Raw genomic sequence first — 21,522 nt, forward strand, 5'->3', positions numbered from 1 at the left:
ACACCGTAGGAAATTTTCTGACAGAGCAAAGAGGCCACGCCCCAAAGACATTTTATGCTGGAATCATAGGGGGCTACCGCTCGCCCACCGCTTCGCACGCAGCGACAGAGCCGCTGGCACATGCCTTGCTATTGCACCTGGTGAAGAAGCCAGGGGACAGCCATGCAGACGACGGTGGATGTGATTGAGCAGGACGGCCTTACCGAGATTGAGCGGCTTGTGCTCGATCGCATCACCGAAAAAGCCTGGCTCGATCTGACCTGCGAACTCGTTCCCGCCGGCCAGCCGGAAGCCGAGAACCCGCTCGATCCGGACGAGGCGCCGGCGCGGGAAGAGGGCGCGGCTCTCTTCATCGCCGGCAAGCTGCAGGAGATGGGATTTGCGGTCACGTTCCCGACCAAGCGCGCGGGCCGGCCGAACGTTGTTGGAATCCTTGAAGGCACCGGCGGCGGCCCGTCCCTGATCCTCAACGATCATCTCGATACTTATCCGGCCGGCGACTGGAATGCCTGGACGATGACCGGCGGCCATCCGTTTCGTCCGACCCGCCATGGCGACAGGCTTTACGCACGGGGCACATCCGACACGCGAGGCAACCTTGCATGCACGTTGCTGGCCGCGCGCGCCATCCGCGAAGCCGGCGTGAAGCTGCGCGGTACGCTCAAATGCGTCTACACCGCGGATGAAGAAAAGAACGGCCCCGACGGTTCGATCTTTCTGCTGGACGAATGCGGGCTCGATGCCGATTACACCATCGTCTGCGAGCCGACCGGCTGGACCAAACCTGACGGCCGATCGGGCATGGGCATTGCGGTCGCCAACGGCGGAAATTTCCTGGTCGAGATCGAAACCCACGGCGTCAAGACTCACATCTGGAGGCCTGACACCGGGGTCAACGCCGTCGCCAAGATGGTGCGGCTGCTCACGGCGCTGGAGACCATGACGTTCACCCATACGCCCGCGAGAATTGCGGGAGGCACGCGGCCGATGACGGCGCTGGTCCGGGTGCAGGGCGGCGTGAAGCGGGAGATGCAGTTCACGCCCGACATCGCCCGTGCGGTGATCGCAGTCGTCGGCATCCTGCCCGGCATGACGCCCGACAGCGTGATGGCGGACGTGCAGGCCGTGATCGCTGCCGAGACGGCCAGCGATCCGGAGCTGAAGGCGACGGCGCGGCCCTATCCCGGTGCGCTGTTCGTCGACGGCACGCTGGAGCAGGACGAGAATATGAATCCCACTGCCTCGCTCGGGCGCGCTTACAAGCGGATTTACGGCGAAGCGCCGGCGATCTATCGCAAGAACGCCTTCAACGACACCATCCGGTTCGCGGAGCGGGGACGTGCCGCCATCACCTTCGGTCCTGGTGAGGACGGTTGGCCGCCGATCAACGAATACATCCACATCGGCAAGTCGGTCGCGGCGACGAAAATCCTCGCGCTCACGGTTCTCGACCTCGTCGGCGCCGTCGCATGACTGCCCGCCCGCTCACGCATTCCGCTCAGCAAAGGAGACGACCCATGACCCGCCTGACCCGGTGGTTGGCGCTTTTCGCCAGTATCGCCTTCGCCCCGCTTGGCGCGGCATCAGCCCAGGATCTGAAGCCGATCAGAATCGGATTCCAGACCGGTGAGATCAACGTCATCCTTTCCTACGCGTTGGGCTCCGGACTGTTCAAGGCTGGCGGCCTCGACGTGAAGACCGCGCAGTTCCCGGCCGGCCCGGCCATGCTTCCAGCCTTTGCGGCAGGCGAGGTCGATCTGGCATGGATGGGGGAATTCCCCGCGGTCACCGGCTACTCCAACGGTCTTGCGATCCAGATCCTGTTCATGGAGCGGATCGACGCCACCAACGTGCGCCTTGCGGCCAATCCCGCTTCGGGCATCAAGGAACTGACCGACCTCAAGGGCAAGCGCATTGGCGTCGCCACGGGATCGACGAGCCACTACCATTTGCTGCGGGCGCTCGAGAAAGCCGGCCTGAAAGCAACCGACGTCACCCTCATCAACCTCACGCCGGCGAACATGCCGCCGGCCTATGTGGCCGGGCAGATCGATGCCGCCTTCGTGTGGGAGCCGAATGTCGGTGCCATCGAGCGTGCCGGCGCAAAGCCGATCGCGACGACAAAAAGTCTCGGCATGATTACCGGCGGTGTTTGGGCCGCGCGGAAAGCGTTCACCGACGGCAGCCCGGAAACCGTGCAGCTTTTCCTGAAGATCTGGGACCAGGCCCAGAAGGACTACAAGGCCAAGCCGGCCGAGGTGCGTCAGTATGAGGCCAAGCGGGTCGACATGGCTCCGGAACAGTTCGACAAGCTCATCGAGGGGCAGGGTGCAGCCCATCCAACCTTCGAGCAAATTCTGACGGCCGATTTCATGGGACCTCCGGGCCAGGAAGCGAACTCGCGGCTCGGCAAGCATCTGCAGGGCATTGCGGCCTTTCTTGTCGAGGAGAAACGCATCCAGGCCGCCCCCACCGACTGGTCGGGATTGCTTTATACCAAGCCGGTTCAGGCCTATCGTGCGAGCCTCAAATGAACACGGGCGCCCGCGTCTTGAGCATCGTACCTGACAAGACCGTGGGATTGGCGGCGGACGAAACCGGCGCGTCCGCTGCGGTCAAGCCGATGCTCAAATTCGAGCGCGTCGGTTTCGAGTATGACCGCCGCTCGATCATGAGCAACGTCTCCTTCGCTATCCGCCCCGGTGAACTCGTCGCGTTGCTCGGGCCATCCGGTTGCGGCAAGACGACGATACTCAACCTGGTGGCGGGTTTCCTCCAGCCGACCGAAGGTGTCGCGTTCATCGACAACCGCGAGATCGCCGGGCCGGGTCCGGATCGCGGCGTGGTATTTCAGGCTGCCGCACTGTTCAACTGGATGACAGTTGCGGACAATATTTCCTTCAGCCTGCGCTGCGCCGGCCGCCCGAAGGCGGAGCGCCAGCAGGTCGCGGAAGAAATGGCGGCGCTGGTCGGCCTCTCCGGCTTCGAGAATTCCTATCCCTACCAGCTCTCAGGTGGCATGCGGCAGCGGGTCGGGCTTGCCCGCGTGCTCGCCGCGAAGCCAAAAGTCATGCTGATGGACGAGCCGTTCTCCGCCCTCGACGTGCAGACACGGGAAGTGTTGCAGGAGGAGGTGCTGCGCATTCGCGAGCGCACCGGTTGCACGATTCTCTTCGTCACCCACAGCATCGACGAGGCGGTATTCCTCGGCGACCGGATTTTTCTGCTCACCGATCTGAAGGACGGTTCATTCGACGAGTTCGCAGTCGATCTGCCGTCGCCGCGTGATACCGGCGAGAACCGTTTGCATCCGTCGTTCATTCGGCTGCGCGAGATGATCTACCGGAAGATGCGCCATTGACCGTTTTCATACGCCGTGAGGGTTTTGCATGAATTCCACCGCGCTCAAGGCACGGCGCCAGTATGTGGCGCTCGCGATCCTCTCGCCGCTCGCGATTTTCTTGCTCTGGACCTTTGTTACGATGCAGGGCGCCGTGCCGCCGACCATCCTGCCGTCGCCGGCAGCGGTCGCGACAAGCTTCCTCGACATGATTCAGCGCGGTTATTCCGGCGTCGGAATCTGGACGCATATCGGCGCCAGCCTTTGGCGGGTTGGTATCGCGTTTGTGGCCGGCTCGGTGCTCGGTATTACGCTGGGGCTGCTGCGCGGACGTGTTCCGGCCATCGATGCGCTTTTCATCGTGCCGTCCGAACTGGTGCGGCCGATTCCGCCGCTCGGCCTCATTCCGCTGTTCATCCTGTGGTTCGGCATCGGGGAACTATCCAAGATATTGTTGATCTTCCTTTCGGTCTTTCTGATCATGATGGTGAACGCACAAGCCGGCTCGCGCTCCTGCGCGCTCGACGCGCTCCGGGCGGCGCAATCGATGGGCGCCAGCCGCTGGCAGACATTTCGCTTTGTCGTGCTGCCTTCCGCTTTCCCGCAGATCATGACTGGCCTGCGCATCTCCATGGGCACGGCGCTGACGATCCTGGTCGCCTCCGAACTTCTCGGCGGCGATCGCGGGCTTGGTTTTGTGATCCTCGATGCGAGCAGCTTCTTCCGTACCACCTATGTTTTTGCGGGCATCATTCTGATCGGCCTCATCGGTCTGATCAGTGACCGGGGCATTGCCTATCTCGCGCGGCGCATCGTGCACTGGGAAGGCAAGAGTTGATTTCGCCGACCTTCCAACGAACTCGCCTGCTTTTTTAGAGGAAACTCACCGTGGCATGTTCCGCGACGACCATGTCGGACCTTTCGGCAATTCCGTTGAACCTGAAGTCTGTTCGCGAGGCCCGCCGGGCGGGCGCGCGTGCGGATGATCTGGTCGCTGAAGCCTGCCGGCGCGCGCAGGCCGTGGTTGGGGACGGTATTTTCACCGCGCTTGTGCCGCCCGAAGATGCCGTTGCGCGCGCTCATGCGCTGCAACGGCGCGCCGACGGCGGCGAGAGTCTCCCGCTGCTCGGCGTGCCCTTTGCGGTCAAGGACAACATTCACGTCGCGGGCATGGTCACAACGAGCAATTGCCCGGGCCTCTCCATCATGCCGGAGGAAACGGCTCACGCGGTCCAACTCCTCGAGCAGGCGGGAGCTGTTCTCATCGGCAAGAACACGATGGATCAGTTTGCAACGGGACTGAATGGCACACGCAGTCCGGAGCCGCTCTGCCGTAACGCGATACATCCGAACTACATCCCGGGCGGATCCAGCTCGGGATCTGCGGTCGCGGTGGCGCGCGATATCGTCGCATTCTCGCTCGGGAGCGACACCGGTGGATCGGGGCGCGTGCCGGCAGCTTGTAACGGGATCGTCGGTCTGAAGCCCACGATCGGTCTCGTGAGTTCGCGTGGACTGCTCTACAACAACCGCTTCCTCGATTGCGTTCCGATCTTCGCGAGAAGCATTGCGGACGCTTACGAGGTTCTGGAGCTGATCGCAGCTCATGACAGCCGCGACCCGTTCAGCCGTCCGGATGCCGGGCGGATCGACGTGACGGCCAAAGCGCCTTCGCTAAAGGCGCTCGCGACCCCAAGAAAGAGCCAGTTGCGTTTCTTTGGTGACGCGGATTCGGCGCACACCTTCGAGGCCAATCTCGACCGGCTCGTCGCGCTCGGGTTCTCGCTGACCGAGATCGATTTCGATCCGTTTGAGGAAGCGGGGCGGCTGGTGTTCCAGTCGGCGATGGTGGCCGAGCGGCTTTGTGATTATGGCGACGTCATCGCCAACCGGCGCGATGCCATTCATCCGGCGGTTTGGGCGGCGATAGAACCCGGATTGGCGTTTAGCGCCAAGGACGCGTTCCAGACGCTCTATGAAGTCAAGCGCCTGCAGCGCGTGGCGTCGAACAGCCTTGCGGGGTTCGCTGCGCTGGTCGTGCCGACGATCCCGACCATCTTCACCATCGAGGAGATGCTGGCCGAACCGATGGGACGCAATACCATCATGGGCACTTACACCTATTTCGTGAATCCACTCGATCTTTGCGCGGTATCAGTGCCGGGTGTGACGCGCCAGGACGGACTGCCGTCAGCCCTGTGTTTTGCCGGACGCGCCGGCGAAGATGGAACGTTGCGCGCAATGGCAAGCAGTTTCGAGGCCGCTCTTTCGCGGCGGCCGTCATTGCCTGCGACAAACGCGAAGCGTTTGCGCAAGGGAGCGTAGCGACGAAGCAATCCATTCTTGCGGTGCGGCCACAGGGATTGCTTCGCGGAGCCTGTCATCGGGCGCGCGTTCGCGCGACCCGGTGGCTCGCAATGACGGAGAATGTGGCCCAGACCTCAGATGCCACAGGGCGCAAGGGGAAAGCGATAATTTGACGCAACTTGCGCACGCCTTTTGCGTTACCATCTGATGGCCATGTCAAACGACGATATTTTTGTGCCCAACCGCGCCCGCAGCGAACGTCCCTCGCAGGGGCGCGCGAAGGGCCGTGGGCCGGTGATCGACCAGGAGGGGCGCGAAATCCCCGACGAGAGCCTGCGCGGGCAGTTCGAGGGTTTCCGGATCGACTTCGGCAATTCCAGCGCCAACCCGTTCGGCAATCTCACCCGCGAGCAGCGGCTGGCGCGGCTGGAAGCGATTTCGAAACTGCTCGACGTTGCCTTCATCGTACCGGGCACCAATATCCGCTACGGCATCGACGGCCTGATCGGGCTGATCCCTGTCGTCGGTGACATCATCACGACCGCGATTTCGCTGTGGCTGGTGCGCGAGGCGCGCGCGCTCGGCGCGCCCTGGCACATCACGACGCGGATGCTGGCCAATGTCGCGCTCGACGGCGTGGTCGGCCTGGTGCCGGTCGCGGGCGACGCCTTCGACGTCATGTTCCGCGCCAACGTTCGCAACGTGCGGATGCTCAAGCGCTGGCTCGACAAGCAACCGCGGTAATCAACTTCACACGCGCGAAAAAATGCCCCCGGACATCGTCCGAGGGCAGACAGCTCGAAAGCTTGCTGTTACGCAGCGTCGGCGTTGGTTTCGGTCGCGGCGGGCGCGCGGGGACGGCGCGTCAGCGGGAAGGCCTCGCTCTCATAGAGCGTGCGGATGCCGCTCTGGTCGAAGCGCGCTTCCTCGACCTGCAGATACGCGCCGTTCAGCGAGTCCGCCGGCAGCTCCTCGATCGCGAAGCGAACCGCTTCGGCCGCGGTGCCAAAACGCCGATATGCAAAGCCAGCCCGCTTCTTCTTGCGGATCGCGGCAGGAAACAGTTCGGCAGCGGTATCGTAGCTGAATGGACGCATGGTTTGTGACCTCAATCTTTTTGGCTCGTTCGTCGAGCGAGTGGGGATTGGATGACGGTGGGCCGCTATCCCGGGCGGCGCGCCGTGCACGTCATTTCGACCCCCAATATAAGCCTGTTTGACAGAAATGCGACTCCTGATGCGCAGATCGGGGGTGATGCTGAATCCGCGCATGGCTGGCTTTGGGCCCGTTTCGGACCGAAATAAGCCCTGTTATTTCAATTGGTTACGGCGCCTAAAGTTTGCCGAGCAGCACCAGGATGATCAGCACGATCAGGATCACCCCGACAAGCCCCATGCCGGAATGGCCGAGACCATAGCCATAGCCGCGAAAACGGCCGGAGAAGCCGCCCAAGAGGAAAATAATCAGGATGATGATGAGGATCGTGCCCAGCGACATCGCGACCTCCTGAAAGCGTGGCCGTCGTCGGGTGAAAACGCCCCACGGCCCGGAGCAAAGCATACTCCAGGCCGCGAGTCCCCGCTCCGCCGAAACCTTGGGAGAGTGTCATTGCCGCTGGCGCTTCTTCCCCTCTCCCCTTGTGGGAGAGGGTGGATCGAATGAGCGCCAGCTCATTCGAGACGGGTGAGGGGTCTGTCTCCGCGGATGCAAACCCCTCATCCGGCGCTTCGCGCCACCTTCTCCGACAGGGGGAGAAGGAAGGAGATCATTTCTTCGTCTCGTCGATCGGCAGCACCTTCAGCGGTGTCGCATAGGGCTCGACGCGCAGCGAGTCCGACGCGAGCAGGCCGATCTTGTGCAGCGGCGCCTGTTCGAGGTTGCCCGAGGCCGATTTGTGCACGGCGTAGCGCCAGACGCTCATCGAGCCCTTGGCCACCAGCATCTTGGCGATGCCGCCGGCGTTCTTGCCGTCCATCTGCGCCAGATCGTCCTCGGCGATGCCGATGACGATTTCATCCTTGGCGGTAATGACCTTGAACAGGGAGACCTTGTCGGCGGCAAAAGCGGGCTGGATCACAACGCTCTCCATGATGAGGGTGGCTGCGCCGAGACCGAGCAGCAGACGTTTCGATAATTGCATCTGAACTTTCCTTGTTTGCGCGCCGGGCAAACCGGAGAAGCCCCCCTGAAAAATGAAAAACCCCGCGCGACCAGCTCTTGGTCGCACGGGGTGGGAAATGAGTTCGAATGGAGTTGAAGATAAAGAGGCCTTTAGACCGACCACTGTCATTGCCGGGCTTGACCCGGCAATCCATCATCTTGAGAAATGCTTCTTCTCGATGGATGCCCGGCACAAGGCCGGGCATGACGAGTAGGAGACAACGGCGACTGAAGCTACTTCGGCTGCAGCTTCAGTGCGGCCGAATTGATGCAGTAGCGCAGGCCGGTCGGGCCGGGGCCGTCCTCGAAGACGTGGCCGAGATGGCCATTGCATTTCGAGCACAAAACCTCGGTGCGGATCATGCCGTGGCTGATGTCGCGTTCCTCGTCGACATGGCTGTCGACAGCGGGTGCGGTAAAGCTCGGCCAGCCGCAGCCGGAATCGAACTTGGCATCGGATTCGAACAGCGTCTGCCCGCAGCCGGCGCAGGTATAGGTGCCCTTGCGGTGCTCATGCTCGTATTCGCCGGAGAACGGCCGCTCGGTCGCCTTTTCGCGCAGCACCGCATACTGCATCGGCGTCAGCTCGCGGCGCCACTCGGCCTCGCTCTTCTCGACCTTGGTCTTGGTGTCGGACATGGAGTCTCCTTTGAATTTGGTCCCTCAGTTGCTGGCCTTCGCACTGCTGACCAGCGTCGGCTTGTCGAGATAGTCGCTCGCAAAGATCTTCTTGAGGTTATGGACCTTCGGGATGTCGTTGAAGGCTATATAGGGCTGGTTCGGGTGCCGCGTCATGTAGTCCTGGTGATAGGCCTCAGCCGCATAAAACGCCTCCAGCGGGCCGACCTTGGTCACGATCGGCTTCTTGTAGACCTTGGCGGCGTTGAGCTGGGCGATATAAGCCTCCGCGACCTTTTTCTGTTCGTCGCTGGTGGTGAAGATCGCCGAGCGATATTGCGTGCCGGTGTCCGGGCCCTGGCGGTTCAGCTGGGTCGGATCGTGCACGACCGAGAAGAAGATCTGCAGGATCTTGCCGTAGCTGATCTTCTTCGGGTCGTATTTGACCTCGACCACTTCCGCATGCGCCGTGGTCCCCATCGAGACCAGATTGTAGTCGGCGGTCGCCTTGGTGCCGCCGGCGTAACCGGACACGGCGTTGACCACGCCCGCGGTGTGCTGGAACACGCCCTGGACGCCCCAGAAGCAACCGCCGGCAAGGACCGCGGTCTGCAGGCCGCCGGCCGGCTGCACGTCGGCGGCGGGCGGGGGGATGATCACGGCTTCTTCCGCGGCGCGCGAGGGGGTGACGGCGAACGCGGCAATGGCGAGCGCGCCGATGGCGGCGGCGCACAGCGAAAGGCGGCTGAATCGGCGAGGGGACATGGTTTCCTCTTGGGGCTGTTGGAAGGCAGTTTAGAGCGGGAGCCGCGTTTCGCAATCGGCGCAGCTCCCTCCGATACGCCGAGATACGGGCAAGGGCTCATTTTGTTACGGCCGGCGGCACACGAGTTCGTGAATAAAACCGCGCCGGCGCAACACGTTAGGCGCGATGTTTGGCCACGCTTGACCGAATCCGGCGCAGCTTCCCACAATGAACCGCCGGCAGCCTCCGGCGACCAAAATTCATGCGCCGGAGCGTTTCACTGATGTTGCGCGCCTTTTTCCTGGTCATCGTCACCCTTGTCGCCGCCGGCTCCGCGCAGGCGGCGGGCGAAATCGACACCTGCCGGAATAAGGATGCGGAACCGGTCGCAAGACTGGCCGCCTGCGAGACCGTCATTGCCGACAACAAAATGCCCGCCAAAGCCAGGGCGGGCGCTCTCGCCGTTCGCGGCGAGGCGCTGATCAAGAAGCGCGACTATGACGGCGGGATCGCTGCCTATTCCGCGGCGATCGATCTGGTTCCCGATAACGCCGGATACATCAACATGCGCGGCCTCGCCTATAGCAGCAAGGGCGAGGACGAACGGGCCCTGGCCGACTACGCGCAGAGCTCGAAGCTGCAGCCGAATTTCTCGAGCCCCTACAACAACCGCGCGCTTATTTTCATGCGTCAGGGCGACCTGCAGCGCGCCCTCACCGAACTCGATTCCGCCGTCAGGCTCGCGAACAACGACGCCAGCCGTTACAATCACCGCTTCAACCGGGGGCGCGTGCAGACGTACCGCAAGCAATATGATGCGGCGCTCGCCGATTTCGCCGAGGCGAAAAAGATCAATCCCGATGCCCCGCAGGTCGCGGCCTACCGTTGCATCACCTACACCGAGATCAGGAAGTTCGACGAAGCGATCGCGGATTGCAACGTGGCGTTGGCCCACACGCCGAATTCGGTCTATGCGATGACCAGCCGCGGCAATGTCTATCTGGCAAAGGGTGACCTCGACGCGGCGCTGAAGGATTACAACGAGGCGCTCAAGATCAACCCGAACAATATCCGCGCCCGTGCCAACCGCGGCAAGGTGTTCGAAAAGCGCGGCGACCTCGTGGGCGCGCGCAGCGAATATCGCTCGGCGAGCGCGGCCCTGACCAAGTTCGATGATATCGACGCCGCCATTGCCCGCCGCTTCGCCAAGGAGCGGCTGGCGGCGCTGACGGCCGCAGCCCCTGCATCATCAGGTCCGCGCAAGGTCGCCTTGATCGTCGGCAACAGCGCCTACAAGAACGTGCAGCCGCTCGCCAATCCGGCGCGCGACGCCAAATTGATCGCGTCCACGCTTCGCGACCTCGGCTTTGCGACCGTGACGTTGGCGCCGGACCTCACCCGCGACAGATTTTTCGCGGCCCTGCATGAGTTCGGGACGCAAGCCGAAAAAGCCGATTGGGCGGTGGTCTATTATGCCGGTCACGGCATGGAGATCGGTGGCGTCAACTACCTGATCCCGACCGACGCCAAGCTCGCCGCCGACCGCGATGCGGAGACGCAAGCCGTCGCGCTGGAGCAATTGATCGCTGCGGTCTCCGGCGCGCGCAAGCTGCGGCTGGTGATACTCGATGCCTGCCGCGACAATCCGTTCGAAAAGAACATGCAGCGGACCATTGCGCTGAAGCTGGTCAACAAGGGCTTTTCCAACATCGAGCCGGAGGCCGGCTTCATGGTGGTCTACGCCGCCAAGCACGGCGAGACCGCGCTCGACGGCGATTCCGTCAACAGCCCGTTCGCGACCGTGCTGGCGCGTGAACTCAAGACGCCCAAGGTCGAGGTGCGGAAACTGTTCGATATCGTCCGCGACGACGTCTGGACGATGACCAAGCGCGCGCAACAGCCCTTCACCTACGGCTCGCCGCCGGGCAGGGAAGATTTTTATTTCGTGGCGGAGAAGTAGGTCTCGTGTCCCGGACGCGGTGCAGCGCTCTTGGCGCTGCTCCGCAGTGCCGCGACCCAATGACGGTGCGGCATGGACCCGGCTCTGCAGCGCACCGCTTCGCGCTGCGCAGCGTCCGGGGAACGCCAGCATCTAGTAGCCTACACCACCACGCTCAGCCGCTTCGCCGCGCGCGTGATGCCGGTGTAGAGCCAGCGCGCGCGGCTGTCCTGGAACGCAAAGCTTTCGTCGAACAGCACCACGTCGTCCCATTGCGAGCCCTGCGACTTGTGCACGGTCAGCACATAGCCATAGTCGAACTCGTCATAGGGCTTGCGCTGCTCCCACGGGATGGTCTCGATGGCGCCGCCAAAGCAGTCGCCGCGCACGGAGACCTTGGTCACCTTGTGGCCGAAGTCCTCATCGGGCGACAACCGCATCGTGATGATTTTCGATTTCGACTGCGCGCGCGACTTGACCCGCCACAGGCCGCCGTTGAACAGGCCCTTCTTGCGGTTGTTGCGCAGGCAGACCAGCTTGTCGCCGGCAACCGGCAACGGATCCTCGATGTTCTGCTTCTGCCGCACCCGCATGTTGTAGGCGCGGCGGGTATTGTTGCGTCCGACCAGCACCTGATCGGCCTTCATCACCCGGTCCGGGTCGAGTTCGCTCCGCGACACCACCTCGCTCTCGCCATGGCGGCCGATTTCGAGTTCGCGGCCCTCGCGGATATCCATCGACATCCGCACGATCGGATCGTCCTGGGCCTGGCGATGCACCTCGGTCAGCATCGCGTCGGGCTCGCAATCGGTAAAGAACCCGCCGCCCTGGATCGGCGGCAGCTGCGCGGGATCGCCGAGCACCAGCAGCGGACAGTCGAACGACATCAGGTCGCGGCCGAGCTCGGCATCGACCATCGAACACTCGTCGATCACGATCAGTTTCGCCTTCGAGGCCGGCGCGTCGTCCCACAGTTCAAAGCTCGGCTGCTCGACGCCGGACTCCCGGGCGCGGTAAATCAGCGAGTGGATGGTAGAGGCGTTGTCGCAGCCCTTGTTGCGCATGACAAGCGCGGCCTTGCCGGTGAAAGCCGCGAATTTCACCTCGCCGTCGACGCCGTCGGCGATGTGCCGCGCCAGCGTAGTCTTGCCGGTTCCGGCATAGCCGAACAGCCGGAATACCGGTGGCGTGCCGTTCTTGCCGGGCTTTGCATTCATCCAGTCGGCAACGGCCTTCAGCGCGGAATCCTGATGCGGCGTAAACGTGGTCATGTGGTCTCGGCGGAGGGGCGAGCGGGCCGTGATCGGCCACGACTCAACGGAAACTCAAGCTAATCATTTGCGCGTTCCATGCAAGCCGGCTTCCGCGGCGCGGAATTGGAGTTTCATGCCCGAGGCTGGACTTGGTCCCCGCCGCGAATACACTGCCGCAAAACAACAATCGGGAGCGACGTCATGAAGTTCGGCATCTTTTATGAGCTGCAACTGCCGCGCCCGTGGGAAGAGGGCGATGAGCTTCGGCTCTATCAGAATGCCCTGACGCAGCTCGAAACCGCCGACCGGCTCGGCTATGACCACGCTTGGGTGGTGGAGCATCACTTCCTGGAAGAATATTCGCATTCGCCGTCGCCGGAATCGTTTCTGGCCGCCGCCTCCCAGCGCACCAAGAAAATCCGGCTCGGCCACGGCATTTTCCAGCTCACCACCAACCATCCTGCCCGTGTCGCCGAACGTGTCGCGGTGCTCGATCTGCTCAGCAACGGGCGCTGCGAATTCGGCATGGGCGAGAGCGCCTCGATCACCGAGCTGACGCCGTTCGGCCGCGACATGGAAACCAAGCGCGAGGTGTTCGAGGAGGCTGTCGCGGCGATCTTTCCGATGTTCACCAAGGTCGGCACCGAGCATCACGGCAAATATTTCGACATTCCCTTGCGCAACGTGGTGCCGAAGCCGGTGCAGAAGCCGCATCCGCCGCTGTGGATGGCGTGCTCGCAATTGCAGACCATCGAACGCGCCGGCGAGAACGGCTTTGGCGCGCTGGGCTTTCAGTTCGTCAGCGCGGAAGCGGCCCACGCCTGGGTGCACGCCTATTACAACGCGATCACCAAGCGGCTGAAGAAACTCGCCGATTACGAGATCAACCCGAACATGGCGCTGGTGTCGTTCTTCATGTGCGCCAAGACCGACGAGGAGGCGCGGGCGCGTGCCGATGGCGCCACCTTCTTCCAGTTCGCGCTGCGCTATTACGGCGCGTCGCAGAACCGGCAGCGCCCCGACCCCGGCACCGTCAACATGTGGGACGAATACAACAAGTGGAAGCGCGAAAATCCGGAGGCGCAGGAGGCGGCGCTTCGTGGCGGCCTGATCGGCTCGCCGGAAACCATCCGCAAGAAGTTGCGGCGCTTCCGTTCCTCACACATCGACCAGGTGATCCTGCTCAACCAGGCCGGCAAGAACAGCCACGAGCACATCTGTGATTCGCTTGAGCTGTTCGCCAGGGAAGTGATGCCGGAATTCCAGCACGATCCCGAGCACGAGGTCTGGAAGGCCGGCGTGATGAGCGGCGCGATCCAGCTCGAGGAGATCGATACCGAGGCGTTCAAGGACCGCTACGGCAAACTGGCGGTCAGCGTTGCGCCGCAGAAAGTTGCCGCGGCGGGATAGCGAGTTCGACGGGCGAAGTGCAACGGGCCGGCATTCGATGCCGGCCCGTTCGTTCGAGTCGATGCGTTGGCGTCAGTTCGATCCGGCGGCCGCCGCCGTAAAGCTGCGATCGACGGCTTTGCCGACATCGAGCGTCCTGGAAAGGATGCCGTAGCGGGTGGCGCGGTCGGAGGCTTCCTGCACTTCCTTGACAATACCGGCATCGATCACGATCGGGCTGGTTTTCTGTGCGGTGTAAGCACTGAGCAGCACGTCTTCCGGCAGCCTGGTCAGCTCGGAAGTATTCTTTGCATATTCGGGCAGGTGATCAAGCGACCATAGCCGCGCCTTGTTGAGCCGCTGCACGAGATCCTGCACGGCCGCCCGCTTGGTGGCGATGGCGGAATCGGATGCCACGATGAAGGTGATGGTCGGCGTCAGGCCTTCACCATTGGCGACGATGCGCGCCTTATCCTTCAGCGTCGCGTAGGACACGTAGGGCTCCCACACCGCCCAGCCGTCGATCGAGCCGGCGACCAGCGCGATCTTGGCATCGACCGGTCCGAGTGGCGCAAAGGTCGCGTCGTCGACCTTGTATCCGGCCTTTTCCAGCGTCGCGTCGATCAGGAACTGGCCCCAGCCGCCGCGCGTTCCCGCGAGCCGCTTGCCTTTCAGATCCGCGGCCGTCTTGATCGGCGAATCCTGCCGAACGAGAATTGCCTGCGTGCTGGCGTTGGAGCGCGTGCCGCCGATCGCCTTGATCGGCGCGCCGGTGGCATAGACGGTGAGGAAAGACAGGTCGCCGGTGTAGCCGACATCGAGCGCGCCGGCGTTTAAGGCTTCGAGAATGGGCGCGGCGGCAGGAAATTCCGACCACTCGATCTTGTAGGGAAGATCCTTCGCCAATCCGGCGATTTCGAGCAGCGATCGGTTGCCGCCCTTCTGGTCGCCGACGCGCAGTGTCACGGTGTCGGCAGCCATGGCCGAAGCCGTTATCGCCAGCCCCAGCGCCGCGCCAAACAGCGTGGCGCCGAATTTGCGGATGCGCGAGCGCGCCGTTGATTCGAGTTTGTTCATGCCTTTGTTCTTTCCGGTATGATCCGCCGCATTGCATGAGGCAATCAGCGATGCGCCAAGCGTACGAGCGAAAGGCGCGCAGTCAATGAAATGGCTGACTGAATATTTTGATGCACCGGTAATGATCGTCTCGTTACTCACCCGCGAATGAAAGGTGTCTGCTGCGCGGCTTGATTGTTCACGATCAGCAGAATTGAATCGATGCGAGGTCGCTGCATATTTTGCGAGCGCGCGAAAACCGTTTCATCGCACGACGATATCGGTGTGGAGATAATCTCTCCGTTCGCTCTCACATTCAAAATTCCATTTCATTGACGATGGCGTTGCTGCCGCGCATCATTTGAACGTCAAATCAACGGTGCGAGATGAGAGTCTCGCGGGGATTGAACCGAATAACCGATCGCCAGTGTGGAACATAACGGGCCGCAGCACCGACGTGCTGCGCCGACGGCGGCGTCATGCCGTTTGAGAGCAGGAGTGCAGGATGTCACGAGATGAAAACAATAGCGCAACGCGGCTGGATCGCCGAACGTTGCTGCGCGGCGGGGCCGCCGCGGCGCTCGCCGCGCCGCTCGGCGTGTTCGGCGCGCAGGCCTTTCCGTTTCGTGCGGTGACGCCCGGGATCGATTTCTCGGAGTTCCCGATCTGCAGAACCGCCTCCAACGCGCCGGCTCTCACCGGAGCGCCGCGAAAGCTGAAATTGTCATGGAATGCCGGTGCGGTCTGCCTCGTGCCGGTGCCAGTGGCGATCGACCAGGGCATCTTCAGGAAGCACAATCTCGACGTCGAACTGATCAACTACAGCGGCTCGACCGATCAACTGCTGGAAGCGATCGCGACCGGCAAGAGCGACGCGGGGCTCGGCATGGCGTTGCGGTGGCTGAAGCCGCTGGAGCAGGGGTTTGACGTCAAGATCGCGGCTGGCACCCATGGCGGCTGCATGCGGGTGCTGTCGCGCGTCAATTCGGGCGTCGACAAGCTGACCGACCTCAAGGGCAAGATCGTTGCGGTCGGCGATCTCGGCGGGCCGGACAAGAATTTCTTTTCGATCCAGCTTGCCAAACAGGGCATCGATCCCAACAAGGATGTCGACTGGCGCGCCTATCCCGGCAATCTGCTGCAGCTCGCCGTCGAGAAGGGCGAAGTTCAGGCGTTCCTCGCCTCCGATCCGATTGCCCATATCTGGCTGAAGGACACCGCCTACAAGGAGGTCGCTTCCAACCTCGACGGTGAATACAAGGACAAGACCTGCTGCATCCTCGGATTGCGCGGCAGCCTGGTTCGCGAAGAGCCGCAGGTCGCGCGCGCCATCACGCAAGCGCTGCTCGATGCCGCGATGTTCACCGCGCAAAATCCCGATGTCGCCGCGGCTTCGTTCCAGCCTTACGCCCCCAAGACGGCGAGCCTGCAGGATCTGCAGGCCATGGTCCGCTACCACACCCATCATCACCATCCGGTCGGCGAAGTGTTGAAGCGGGAACTGAAGGCTTATGCGGACGACCTGAAGAGCGTTTCGGTCTTCAAGGCCAGCACCGATACGGCGAAATTTGCGGAGCGGATCTATGTCGACGTATTCGGCGTCTAAGACGGTCGCACTGGCGCAATCGGCGGAGGAAGGCGCAGCACTTTCAGGGCGGCCATTGTCGCTGGCGTTCTCGTTTCCGCCAGGCGGGACTGGCGTGTTCGCAAGCCTGGCGTGGGTCGGGTTTGGCATATCGTGCCTGTGGTGGCCGGATATTGGCGACTGGACGCGCACCCATCAGCTCGCCGCCGCTGCCTTCGTCATGTCAGGCGCCATTTTCCTGGCGACGGTGGCGGGCAGCCGGCTCGGGCGGTTCAATGCCGGCCTGCAACGGCGTGCGCCGTGGCTGCTGGTCTCGGCGTTGTTCCTGACGCTGTGGGAAGTCGCGACCGCAAAGTTCGGGTGGCTGCCGCTGCCGTTCTTCCCGCCGCCGCAATCCATCATCGAGGTCTACACCGATGATCTGCCCAAATTGCTGGACAGCATCCTTGCTTCTGTAAAACTTCAACTCGGCGGATATGTCATCGGCGCCACCGTCGGCTTCCTGACCGGCGTGTCGATCGGCTGGTCGCGCAGCGTGGGTTACTGGGTGCATCCGGTGCTGCGCTTCATCGGCCCGCTGCCGGCGACGGCGTGGTTGCCGATCGCGTTCTTCACCTTCCCGTCGAGCTGGAGCGCGAGCACGTTCCTGATCGCGCTGGCGACCGGGTTTCCGGTCACGGTGCTGACCTGGTCCGGCGTAGCAAGCGTCAGCAATGCCTATTACGACGTGGCGCGGACGCTCGGCGCGAAACCGTCGTTCCTGGTGCTGAAGGTCGCTATTCCCGCCGCGCTGCCGCATGTGTTCGTCGGCCTGTTCATGGGCCTCGGCTCCTCGTTTGCGGTGCTGGTCGTCGCCGAAATGATCGGCGTCAAGGCCGGGCTCGGCTGGTATCTGCAATGGGCGCAGGGCTGGGCGGCGTACGCGAACATGTATGCCGCGTTGATCGTGATGTCGCTGCTGTGCTCGGGCGCGATCACGTTGCTGTTCCGGACGCGCGACCGCCTGCTGATCTGGCAAAAGGGAGTCGTCAAATGGTAGCCCATGCTTTGGCCGAAGCGGTCACCTATCCGGCCGTCGGCGCCTCGCTCGATGTCGAACGCATCAGCCACGCCTTCGATATCGACGGCAGCGTCTTGCCGGTGCTCGACGACGTCAATTTCAGCGTCAAGCCCGGCGAGTTTATCGCGCTGCTCGGTCCGTCCGGCTGCGGCAAGTCGACCTTGCTGCGGCTGGTCGCGGGGCTGGAGGCGCCGCGGTCGGGCGTGCTGCGCGAGGACGGCGATCCCGTCACCGGACCGTTTCCGTCCCGCGTGGTGGTGTTTCAGGATCCGACGCTGTTTCCGTGGCGAACCGTCTGGAACAACGTCGCGCTCGGGCTCGAGGCGCAGGGCATCCTGAAGAGCCAGCGGCAGCGCGTCGACGCCGCGCTTGACCTCGTCGGGCTGTCGCAGTTTCGCAACGCCTATCCGCATCAATTGTCTGGTGGTATGGCGCAGCGTGTCGCGCTGGCGCGGGCGCTGGTGAACGATCCCAAGATCCTCATCCTCGATGAGCCGCTCGGCAAGCTGGATTCGCTGACGCGCATTACGATGCAGGCCGAAATCGTGGCGCTGTGGCAGCGCAAGGGATTCACCACGCTGCTGGTGACCCATGACGTCGAGGAAGCTTTGTTCCTCGCCAACCGCGTCATCGTGTTCAGCGATCGTCCGGCGCGCATCAAGGCCGACATCGCGGTCGATCGGCCGTATCCGCGGCACCGCGGCGATCCCAGGCTGGCGGAGCTTCGCCGTAGCATCCTTGGCCTGCTCGGATTGGACGCGACATGGTGAGTGCTATCAACAGTTCGATACGTAAAGAGCCGCCGGTGGAGGCCGCGCCGGTGCCGTATGATTGCGCGAGGGCGCTCGCTTCCGAGTTTGCGGCCCGGGCCGCGCAGCACGATCGGGAGGCCAGCTTTCCGCACGAGAATTTCAAGGAGCTTGCCGAGGCGGGATTGTTGGCGCTGACCGTACCGACCGCGCTGGGCGGCCACGGCGCGGGTGCGCTCGACACGGCGCGCATCCTCGGCATTTTCGGCAAGGCCGATCCATCGACGGCGCTGGTGCTGTCGATGCATTACATCCAGCACCTGGTGATGGCGCGCAGCACGCGCTGGCCGGGGCGTCTGTCGCGCAAGCTGGCGCGCGAGGCGGTCGACGGCGTGGCGCTGATCAATGCGCTGCGGGTCGAGCCGGATCTGGGCTCGCCCGCGCGTGGCGGGCTGCCGGCGACAACCGCGCGAAGGACCGAGACGGGGTGGCGGCTCAGCGGCCGCAAGATCTATTCCACCGGCGCGCCGATCCTGAAATGGTATGCGGTGTGGGCGAAGACCGACGAGTCGGAAACGCGCGTCGGCCTGTTCCTGGTGCCCGCGGGATTGCCGGGCACGCGGATTATCGAAACGTGGGACCATCTTGGCCTGCGTGCCAGCGGCAGCCATGATATCGTGTTCGAAGACGTCGTGTTTCCGCTGGATCATGAGATCGACGTCCGCGCGCCCGAGGATTGGCGGGTGCCGGATTTCACCCAGTCCGTGGTGCATGCGATCTTCGTCGCCGCGATTTATGACGGCGTCGCCCGTGCCGCTCGCGACTGGCTGGTCGAGTTCCTGAGGAATCGGAAGCCGTCCAACCTCGACGCATCCCTGGCAACGCTGCCGAGAGTGCAGGAGATCGTCGGCGGCATCGAGACGCGTCTTGCCGTCAATGCCCGCCTGATCGACAGCTTCGCCGGCGATTTCGACGATGGCGTGCAGCTCAGCGCGTCCGAATCCAGCATCGTCAAGCTAACGGTCACCAACAATGCGGTCGCCATTCTCGAAGACGCGCTGTCGCTGACCAGCAATCATGGTCTCACCCGTGCCAATCCGCTGGAGCGGCATTATCGCGATGTCCTGTGCGGACGGGTTCACACGCCGCAGGACGACGCCACGCGAGTCAACGCCGGACGCCTCGTGCTCGGCGTCTGAGTATCAACGAACCAGTCCCAAACTCTGGAGCAAGTCCATGTCAGTGGAATTCATCGGATACATCGGCAGCAATTACTCTTCCGAAACCGTCGTGCGGAACGGCGGGATTCTCGACCGGTACTACATCGAGACCGTTGCGAAGGCGCATGAGAACGCAGGCTTTGATCGCGCCCTGCTGGCATTTCACTCGACCACGCCGGATGGTCTGCAGATCGGCCAGCACGTGCTCGGCGTCACCGACAAGCTCAACGTCCTGATCGCGCAGCGGCCCGGTTTCACCGCGCCGACGCTGCTTGCCCGGCAGCTTGCGACCGTCGATCAACTGTCCGGTGGACGCGTCGCATTGCACGTCATCACCGGCGGCAACGCCACCGAACTGCGGCAGGACGGCAATGTCATTGACGACAAGGACGAACGCTACGCCCGGACCAGCGAATTTCTGGACGTAGTTCGCGCCGAATGGAGCAGCGAAAAACCGTTCAACTATGAGGGCAAATATTATCAGGTGCAGAACGGTTTCTCGCAGCTGAAACCTTACCGCAGCGAAGGCATTCCGATCTTCGTCGGCGGCGGTTCGGACGCGGCAATCGAGGTCGCGGGCAAGCATGCCGATACGTTCGCGTTGTGGGGCGAATCCTATGCGCAGGTGCGCGATGTGACGTCGCGGGTTCGCGCGGCTGCCGCGAAACATGGCCGGCCGACGCCGCGCTTCAGCCTCTCGGTTCGCCCGATCCTCGCCGATACCGAGGAGAAGGCCTGGGTCAAGGCCGATGAAATCCTGGCCCGCGCCACCGCGCTGCAGGACAAGACCGGATATCGCAAGCCGGCGGACGGCCATGCCACCGCCGGCGCGAAACGGCTGCTGGCGCTGGCCGAGCAGGGGACAAGAATCGACAAGCGGCTGTGGACCGAAATCGCAAAGCTCACCGGCGCCAACAGCAACACCACGGCGCTGGTCGGCACACCCGAACAGGTCGCCGAAGTGTTCGGCGATTACTACGATCTCGGCATCAGCCACTTCCTGATTCGCGGCTTCGATCCCCTGACCGATGCCATCGACTACGGCCGCGAACTGATCCCGCTGACGCGTCAGCTGATCGCCGGACGCAGTGTTGCCCGGGGAGTGGCCGCAGAATGATGCGCAATATTCTCATTGCGGGCCTCCTGCTGGGTGCGATTGCCTCAGCGGATGCCCAGACCACGTTGCGGGTTGGCGATCAAAAGGGGAATTCGCAGGCCGTAATGGAGGCGGCCGACGTGCTGAAGGATGTTCCATACAAGATCGAGTGGAAGGAATTCGCGGCAGCGGCGCCGCTGTTGGAAGCGTTGAGCGCGGGCGCGATTGAAACCGGCCTGGTCGGCGACGCGCCGTTCACCTTCGCTGCGGCGGCCAACGTTCCGGTGAAAGCCATCGCCGCGATCCGGCAGACGCGCGAAGGGCTCGCGGTACTCGTCCCGAAAAACTCGCCGATCCCTGACTTCGAAAGCTTGAAAGGCAAGAAGATCGCCACCGGCCGTGGCTCGATCGGACATCAATTGATTCTTGCCGCGCTTGAATCGAAGGGTTGGTCGACCAGCGACGTCCAGATCGTGTTTCTCGCGCCGTCGGACGCCAAGGTTGCGTACACGCAAGGCTCCGTCGATGCCTGGTCGACATGGGAGCCCTATGTCAGCCAGGAAGAAGTCCTGTTCCAGTCGCGGCGCGTGATCACGGCGGAGGGGCTTACGCCCGGCTTGGGATTCCAGGTCGCCACACCGAACGCGATCCGCGACAAGCGGCCGGAACTGGAAGATTTTGTCAGGCGGCTGACGGCCGCGCGGGCGTGGTCGCAGACCAATGTCGGTGCCTATGCCGAGACGTGGGGCAGACTGATGAACATTCCGCCCGCGGTGCCGCTGAACTGGCTGAGCCGGGCGAAGGTTCGTGTTGCACCAATCGATGACGGCGTTGTGGCCGACGAACAGCAAACCATCGATCTCTATTTCCGCTCCGGCCTGATCAAGCAGAAGCTCAACGCCGCCGACATCGTCGACCGTTCGTTTTCCGGAGCCATAGGCAAGGGCGCGGGTCTTTAAACCTTGGAAGGCGGTCCGCGCAGCAAGTCTTTCTCTGGCGACGCCA

General features: G+C 63.1%; 21 protein-coding genes. 14 read left to right on the forward strand and 7 right to left on the reverse strand.

The features are described from left to right. Positions 1-162 precede the first annotated feature (162 nt). From JQ558_RS23165 to JQ558_RS23190, 6 genes are all read left to right on the forward strand, one after another. Positions 163-1,473 carry a M20 family metallopeptidase gene (locus tag JQ558_RS23165; RefSeq protein WP_212295315.1) on the forward strand — a complete coding sequence of 437 codons (1,311 nt, stop codon included), beginning with the start codon at positions 163-165 and terminating at the stop codon, positions 1,471-1,473. Between the two features lie 44 nt (positions 1,474-1,517). Continuing rightward, complete coding sequence (locus JQ558_RS23170) at positions 1,518-2,534, forward strand: NrtA/SsuA/CpmA family ABC transporter substrate-binding protein (RefSeq protein WP_212295316.1); 1,017 nt, start codon at positions 1,518-1,520, stop codon at positions 2,532-2,534. Further along, on the forward strand, positions 2,531-3,361 hold the full coding sequence (locus JQ558_RS23175; protein WP_212207276.1) for an ABC transporter ATP-binding protein: 831 nt from the start codon (positions 2,531-2,533) through the stop codon (positions 3,359-3,361). The genes JQ558_RS23170 and JQ558_RS23175 overlap by 4 nt, the downstream gene beginning before the upstream one ends. 28 nt (positions 3,362-3,389) lie before the next feature. After that, positions 3,390-4,178 carry an ABC transporter permease gene (locus JQ558_RS23180; RefSeq protein WP_212273886.1) on the forward strand — a complete coding sequence of 263 codons (789 nt, stop codon included), beginning with the start codon at positions 3,390-3,392 and terminating at the stop codon, positions 4,176-4,178. Between the two features lie 50 nt (positions 4,179-4,228). After that, complete coding sequence (locus JQ558_RS23185; protein WP_312015014.1) at positions 4,229-5,665, forward strand: allophanate hydrolase; 1,437 nt, start codon at positions 4,229-4,231, stop codon at positions 5,663-5,665. Between the two features lie 189 nt (positions 5,666-5,854). Next, complete coding sequence (locus tag JQ558_RS23190; protein WP_212295317.1) at positions 5,855-6,391, forward strand: DUF4112 domain-containing protein; 537 nt, start codon at positions 5,855-5,857, stop codon at positions 6,389-6,391. A gap of 68 nt (positions 6,392-6,459) precedes the next feature. On the opposite strand, the gene JQ558_RS23195 is transcribed toward JQ558_RS23190, so the two are convergent. From JQ558_RS23195 to msrA, 5 genes are all read right to left on the reverse strand, one after another. After that, entirely contained in the window at positions 6,460-6,744 is a 285-nt protein-coding gene (locus JQ558_RS23195) for a hypothetical protein (protein WP_192737574.1), read from the reverse strand. A 235-nt stretch (positions 6,745-6,979) separates the two neighbouring features. Continuing rightward, the gene (locus tag JQ558_RS23200) at positions 6,980-7,144 is read right to left on the reverse strand and encodes a DUF3309 family protein (RefSeq protein ID WP_212207279.1); all 165 of its coding nucleotides are present in this window, start codon (positions 7,142-7,144) and stop codon (positions 6,980-6,982) included. A 268-nt stretch (positions 7,145-7,412) separates the two neighbouring features. Further along, on the reverse strand, positions 7,413-7,787 hold the full coding sequence (locus JQ558_RS23205) for a hypothetical protein (RefSeq protein WP_249127984.1): 375 nt from the start codon (positions 7,785-7,787) through the stop codon (positions 7,413-7,415). A 254-nt stretch (positions 7,788-8,041) separates the two neighbouring features. After that, positions 8,042-8,446: a peptide-methionine (R)-S-oxide reductase MsrB gene (gene msrB, locus JQ558_RS23210; RefSeq protein ID WP_212207280.1), complete on the reverse strand. Its 405-nt coding sequence runs from the start codon at positions 8,444-8,446 to the stop codon at positions 8,042-8,044. A 24-nt stretch (positions 8,447-8,470) separates the two neighbouring features. Continuing rightward, positions 8,471-9,190 (reverse strand): peptide-methionine (S)-S-oxide reductase MsrA, encoded by a 720-nt coding sequence (gene msrA / locus JQ558_RS23215; RefSeq protein ID WP_212273884.1) that lies wholly within the window; start codon positions 9,188-9,190, stop codon positions 8,471-8,473. Positions 9,191-9,453: 263 nt separating this feature from the next. Here msrA and JQ558_RS23220 point away from each other — a divergent pair, with 263 nt between their 5' ends. Beyond that, on the forward strand, positions 9,454-11,130 hold the full coding sequence (locus tag JQ558_RS23220) for a caspase family protein (RefSeq protein WP_212295318.1): 1,677 nt from the start codon (positions 9,454-9,456) through the stop codon (positions 11,128-11,130). Positions 11,131-11,270: 140 nt separating this feature from the next. Here the strand turns inward: JQ558_RS23220 and JQ558_RS23225 are convergent, their stop codons facing one another. Beyond that, the gene (locus tag JQ558_RS23225) at positions 11,271-12,380 is read right to left on the reverse strand and encodes an ATP-dependent RecD-like DNA helicase (RefSeq protein ID WP_212295319.1); all 1,110 of its coding nucleotides are present in this window, start codon (positions 12,378-12,380) and stop codon (positions 11,271-11,273) included. 183 nt (positions 12,381-12,563) lie between these two features. On the opposite strand from JQ558_RS23225, the gene JQ558_RS23230 reads away from it, so the two are divergent. Continuing rightward, complete coding sequence (locus JQ558_RS23230; protein WP_212295320.1) at positions 12,564-13,772, forward strand: LLM class flavin-dependent oxidoreductase; 1,209 nt, start codon at positions 12,564-12,566, stop codon at positions 13,770-13,772. Positions 13,773-13,844: 72 nt separating this feature from the next. Here JQ558_RS23230 and JQ558_RS23235 read toward each other — a convergent pair whose 3' ends face one another. Beyond that, positions 13,845-14,828 (reverse strand): ABC transporter substrate-binding protein, encoded by a 984-nt coding sequence (locus JQ558_RS23235; protein WP_212295321.1) that lies wholly within the window; start codon positions 14,826-14,828, stop codon positions 13,845-13,847. Positions 14,829-15,312: 484 nt separating this feature from the next. On the opposite strand from JQ558_RS23235, the gene JQ558_RS23240 reads away from it, so the two are divergent. Genes JQ558_RS23240 through JQ558_RS23265 form a run of 6 tightly spaced genes read left to right on the forward strand, consistent with a single transcriptional unit; the run spans position 15,313 to position 21,476 of the window. Further along, positions 15,313-16,413, forward strand: coding sequence for an ABC transporter substrate-binding protein (locus JQ558_RS23240; RefSeq protein WP_212295322.1), 1,101 nt, complete (start codon positions 15,313-15,315; stop codon positions 16,411-16,413). Next, positions 16,391-17,431, forward strand: coding sequence for an ABC transporter permease (locus JQ558_RS23245; RefSeq protein ID WP_212295323.1), 1,041 nt, complete (start codon positions 16,391-16,393; stop codon positions 17,429-17,431). The genes JQ558_RS23240 and JQ558_RS23245 overlap by 23 nt, the downstream gene beginning before the upstream one ends. Further along, positions 17,425-18,222 (forward strand): ABC transporter ATP-binding protein, encoded by a 798-nt coding sequence (locus JQ558_RS23250; RefSeq protein WP_212295324.1) that lies wholly within the window; start codon positions 17,425-17,427, stop codon positions 18,220-18,222. The genes JQ558_RS23245 and JQ558_RS23250 overlap by 7 nt, the downstream gene beginning before the upstream one ends. Further along, a complete protein-coding gene (locus JQ558_RS23255; protein WP_212295325.1) occupies positions 18,216-19,400 on the forward strand; it encodes an acyl-CoA dehydrogenase family protein in 1,185 nt (394 codons plus the stop codon). The genes JQ558_RS23250 and JQ558_RS23255 overlap by 7 nt, the downstream gene beginning before the upstream one ends. 37 nt (positions 19,401-19,437) lie before the next feature. Next, entirely contained in the window at positions 19,438-20,538 is a 1,101-nt protein-coding gene (locus tag JQ558_RS23260; protein ID WP_212207291.1) for an LLM class flavin-dependent oxidoreductase, read from the forward strand. Further along, positions 20,535-21,476, forward strand: coding sequence for an ABC transporter substrate-binding protein (locus tag JQ558_RS23265; RefSeq protein ID WP_212295326.1), 942 nt, complete (start codon positions 20,535-20,537; stop codon positions 21,474-21,476). The genes JQ558_RS23260 and JQ558_RS23265 overlap by 4 nt, the downstream gene beginning before the upstream one ends. The last annotated feature ends 46 nt before the right edge of the window (positions 21,477-21,522 follow it).

This window comes from Bradyrhizobium sp. AUGA SZCCT0160 (assembly GCF_018130105.1).
GTDB lineage: Bacteria > Pseudomonadota > Alphaproteobacteria > Rhizobiales > Xanthobacteraceae > Bradyrhizobium.

Bases quoted from the DNA above. Each gene is read 5' to 3' on its own strand.
- JQ558_RS23225 (WP_212295319.1), bottom strand. From the start codon at position 12,380: ATGACCACGTTTACGCCGCATCAGGATTCCGCGCTGAAGGCCGTTGCC.
- JQ558_RS23180 (WP_212273886.1), top strand. From the start codon at position 3,390: ATGAATTCCACCGCGCTCAAGGCACGGCGCCAGTATGTGGCGCTCGCG.
- JQ558_RS23260 (WP_212207291.1), top strand. From the start codon at position 19,438: ATGTCAGTGGAATTCATCGGATACATCGGCAGCAATTACTCTTCCGAA.
- JQ558_RS23240 (WP_212295322.1), top strand. From the start codon at position 15,313: ATGTCACGAGATGAAAACAATAGCGCAACGCGGCTGGATCGCCGAACG.
- JQ558_RS23195 (WP_192737574.1), bottom strand. From the start codon at position 6,744: ATGCGTCCATTCAGCTACGATACCGCTGCCGAACTGTTTCCTGCCGCG.
- msrA (WP_212273884.1), bottom strand. From the start codon at position 9,190: ATGTCCCCTCGCCGATTCAGCCGCCTTTCGCTGTGCGCCGCCGCCATC.
- JQ558_RS23220 (WP_212295318.1), top strand. From the start codon at position 9,454: ATGTTGCGCGCCTTTTTCCTGGTCATCGTCACCCTTGTCGCCGCCGGC.
- JQ558_RS23265 (WP_212295326.1), top strand. From the start codon at position 20,535: ATGATGCGCAATATTCTCATTGCGGGCCTCCTGCTGGGTGCGATTGCC.
- JQ558_RS23245 (WP_212295323.1), top strand. From the start codon at position 16,391: ATGTCGACGTATTCGGCGTCTAAGACGGTCGCACTGGCGCAATCGGCG.
- JQ558_RS23230 (WP_212295320.1), top strand. From the start codon at position 12,564: ATGAAGTTCGGCATCTTTTATGAGCTGCAACTGCCGCGCCCGTGGGAA.
- JQ558_RS23165 (WP_212295315.1), top strand. From the start codon at position 163: ATGCAGACGACGGTGGATGTGATTGAGCAGGACGGCCTTACCGAGATT.
- JQ558_RS23190 (WP_212295317.1), top strand. From the start codon at position 5,855: ATGGCCATGTCAAACGACGATATTTTTGTGCCCAACCGCGCCCGCAGC.
- JQ558_RS23250 (WP_212295324.1), top strand. From the start codon at position 17,425: ATGGTAGCCCATGCTTTGGCCGAAGCGGTCACCTATCCGGCCGTCGGC.
- JQ558_RS23235 (WP_212295321.1), bottom strand. From the start codon at position 14,828: ATGAACAAACTCGAATCAACGGCGCGCTCGCGCATCCGCAAATTCGGC.
- JQ558_RS23205 (WP_249127984.1), bottom strand. From the start codon at position 7,787: ATGCAATTATCGAAACGTCTGCTGCTCGGTCTCGGCGCAGCCACCCTC.
- JQ558_RS23175 (WP_212207276.1), top strand. From the start codon at position 2,531: ATGAACACGGGCGCCCGCGTCTTGAGCATCGTACCTGACAAGACCGTG.
- JQ558_RS23170 (WP_212295316.1), top strand. From the start codon at position 1,518: ATGACCCGCCTGACCCGGTGGTTGGCGCTTTTCGCCAGTATCGCCTTC.
- JQ558_RS23200 (WP_212207279.1), bottom strand. From the start codon at position 7,144: ATGTCGCTGGGCACGATCCTCATCATCATCCTGATTATTTTCCTCTTG.
- msrB (WP_212207280.1), bottom strand. From the start codon at position 8,446: ATGTCCGACACCAAGACCAAGGTCGAGAAGAGCGAGGCCGAGTGGCGC.
- JQ558_RS23255 (WP_212295325.1), top strand. From the start codon at position 18,216: ATGGTGAGTGCTATCAACAGTTCGATACGTAAAGAGCCGCCGGTGGAG.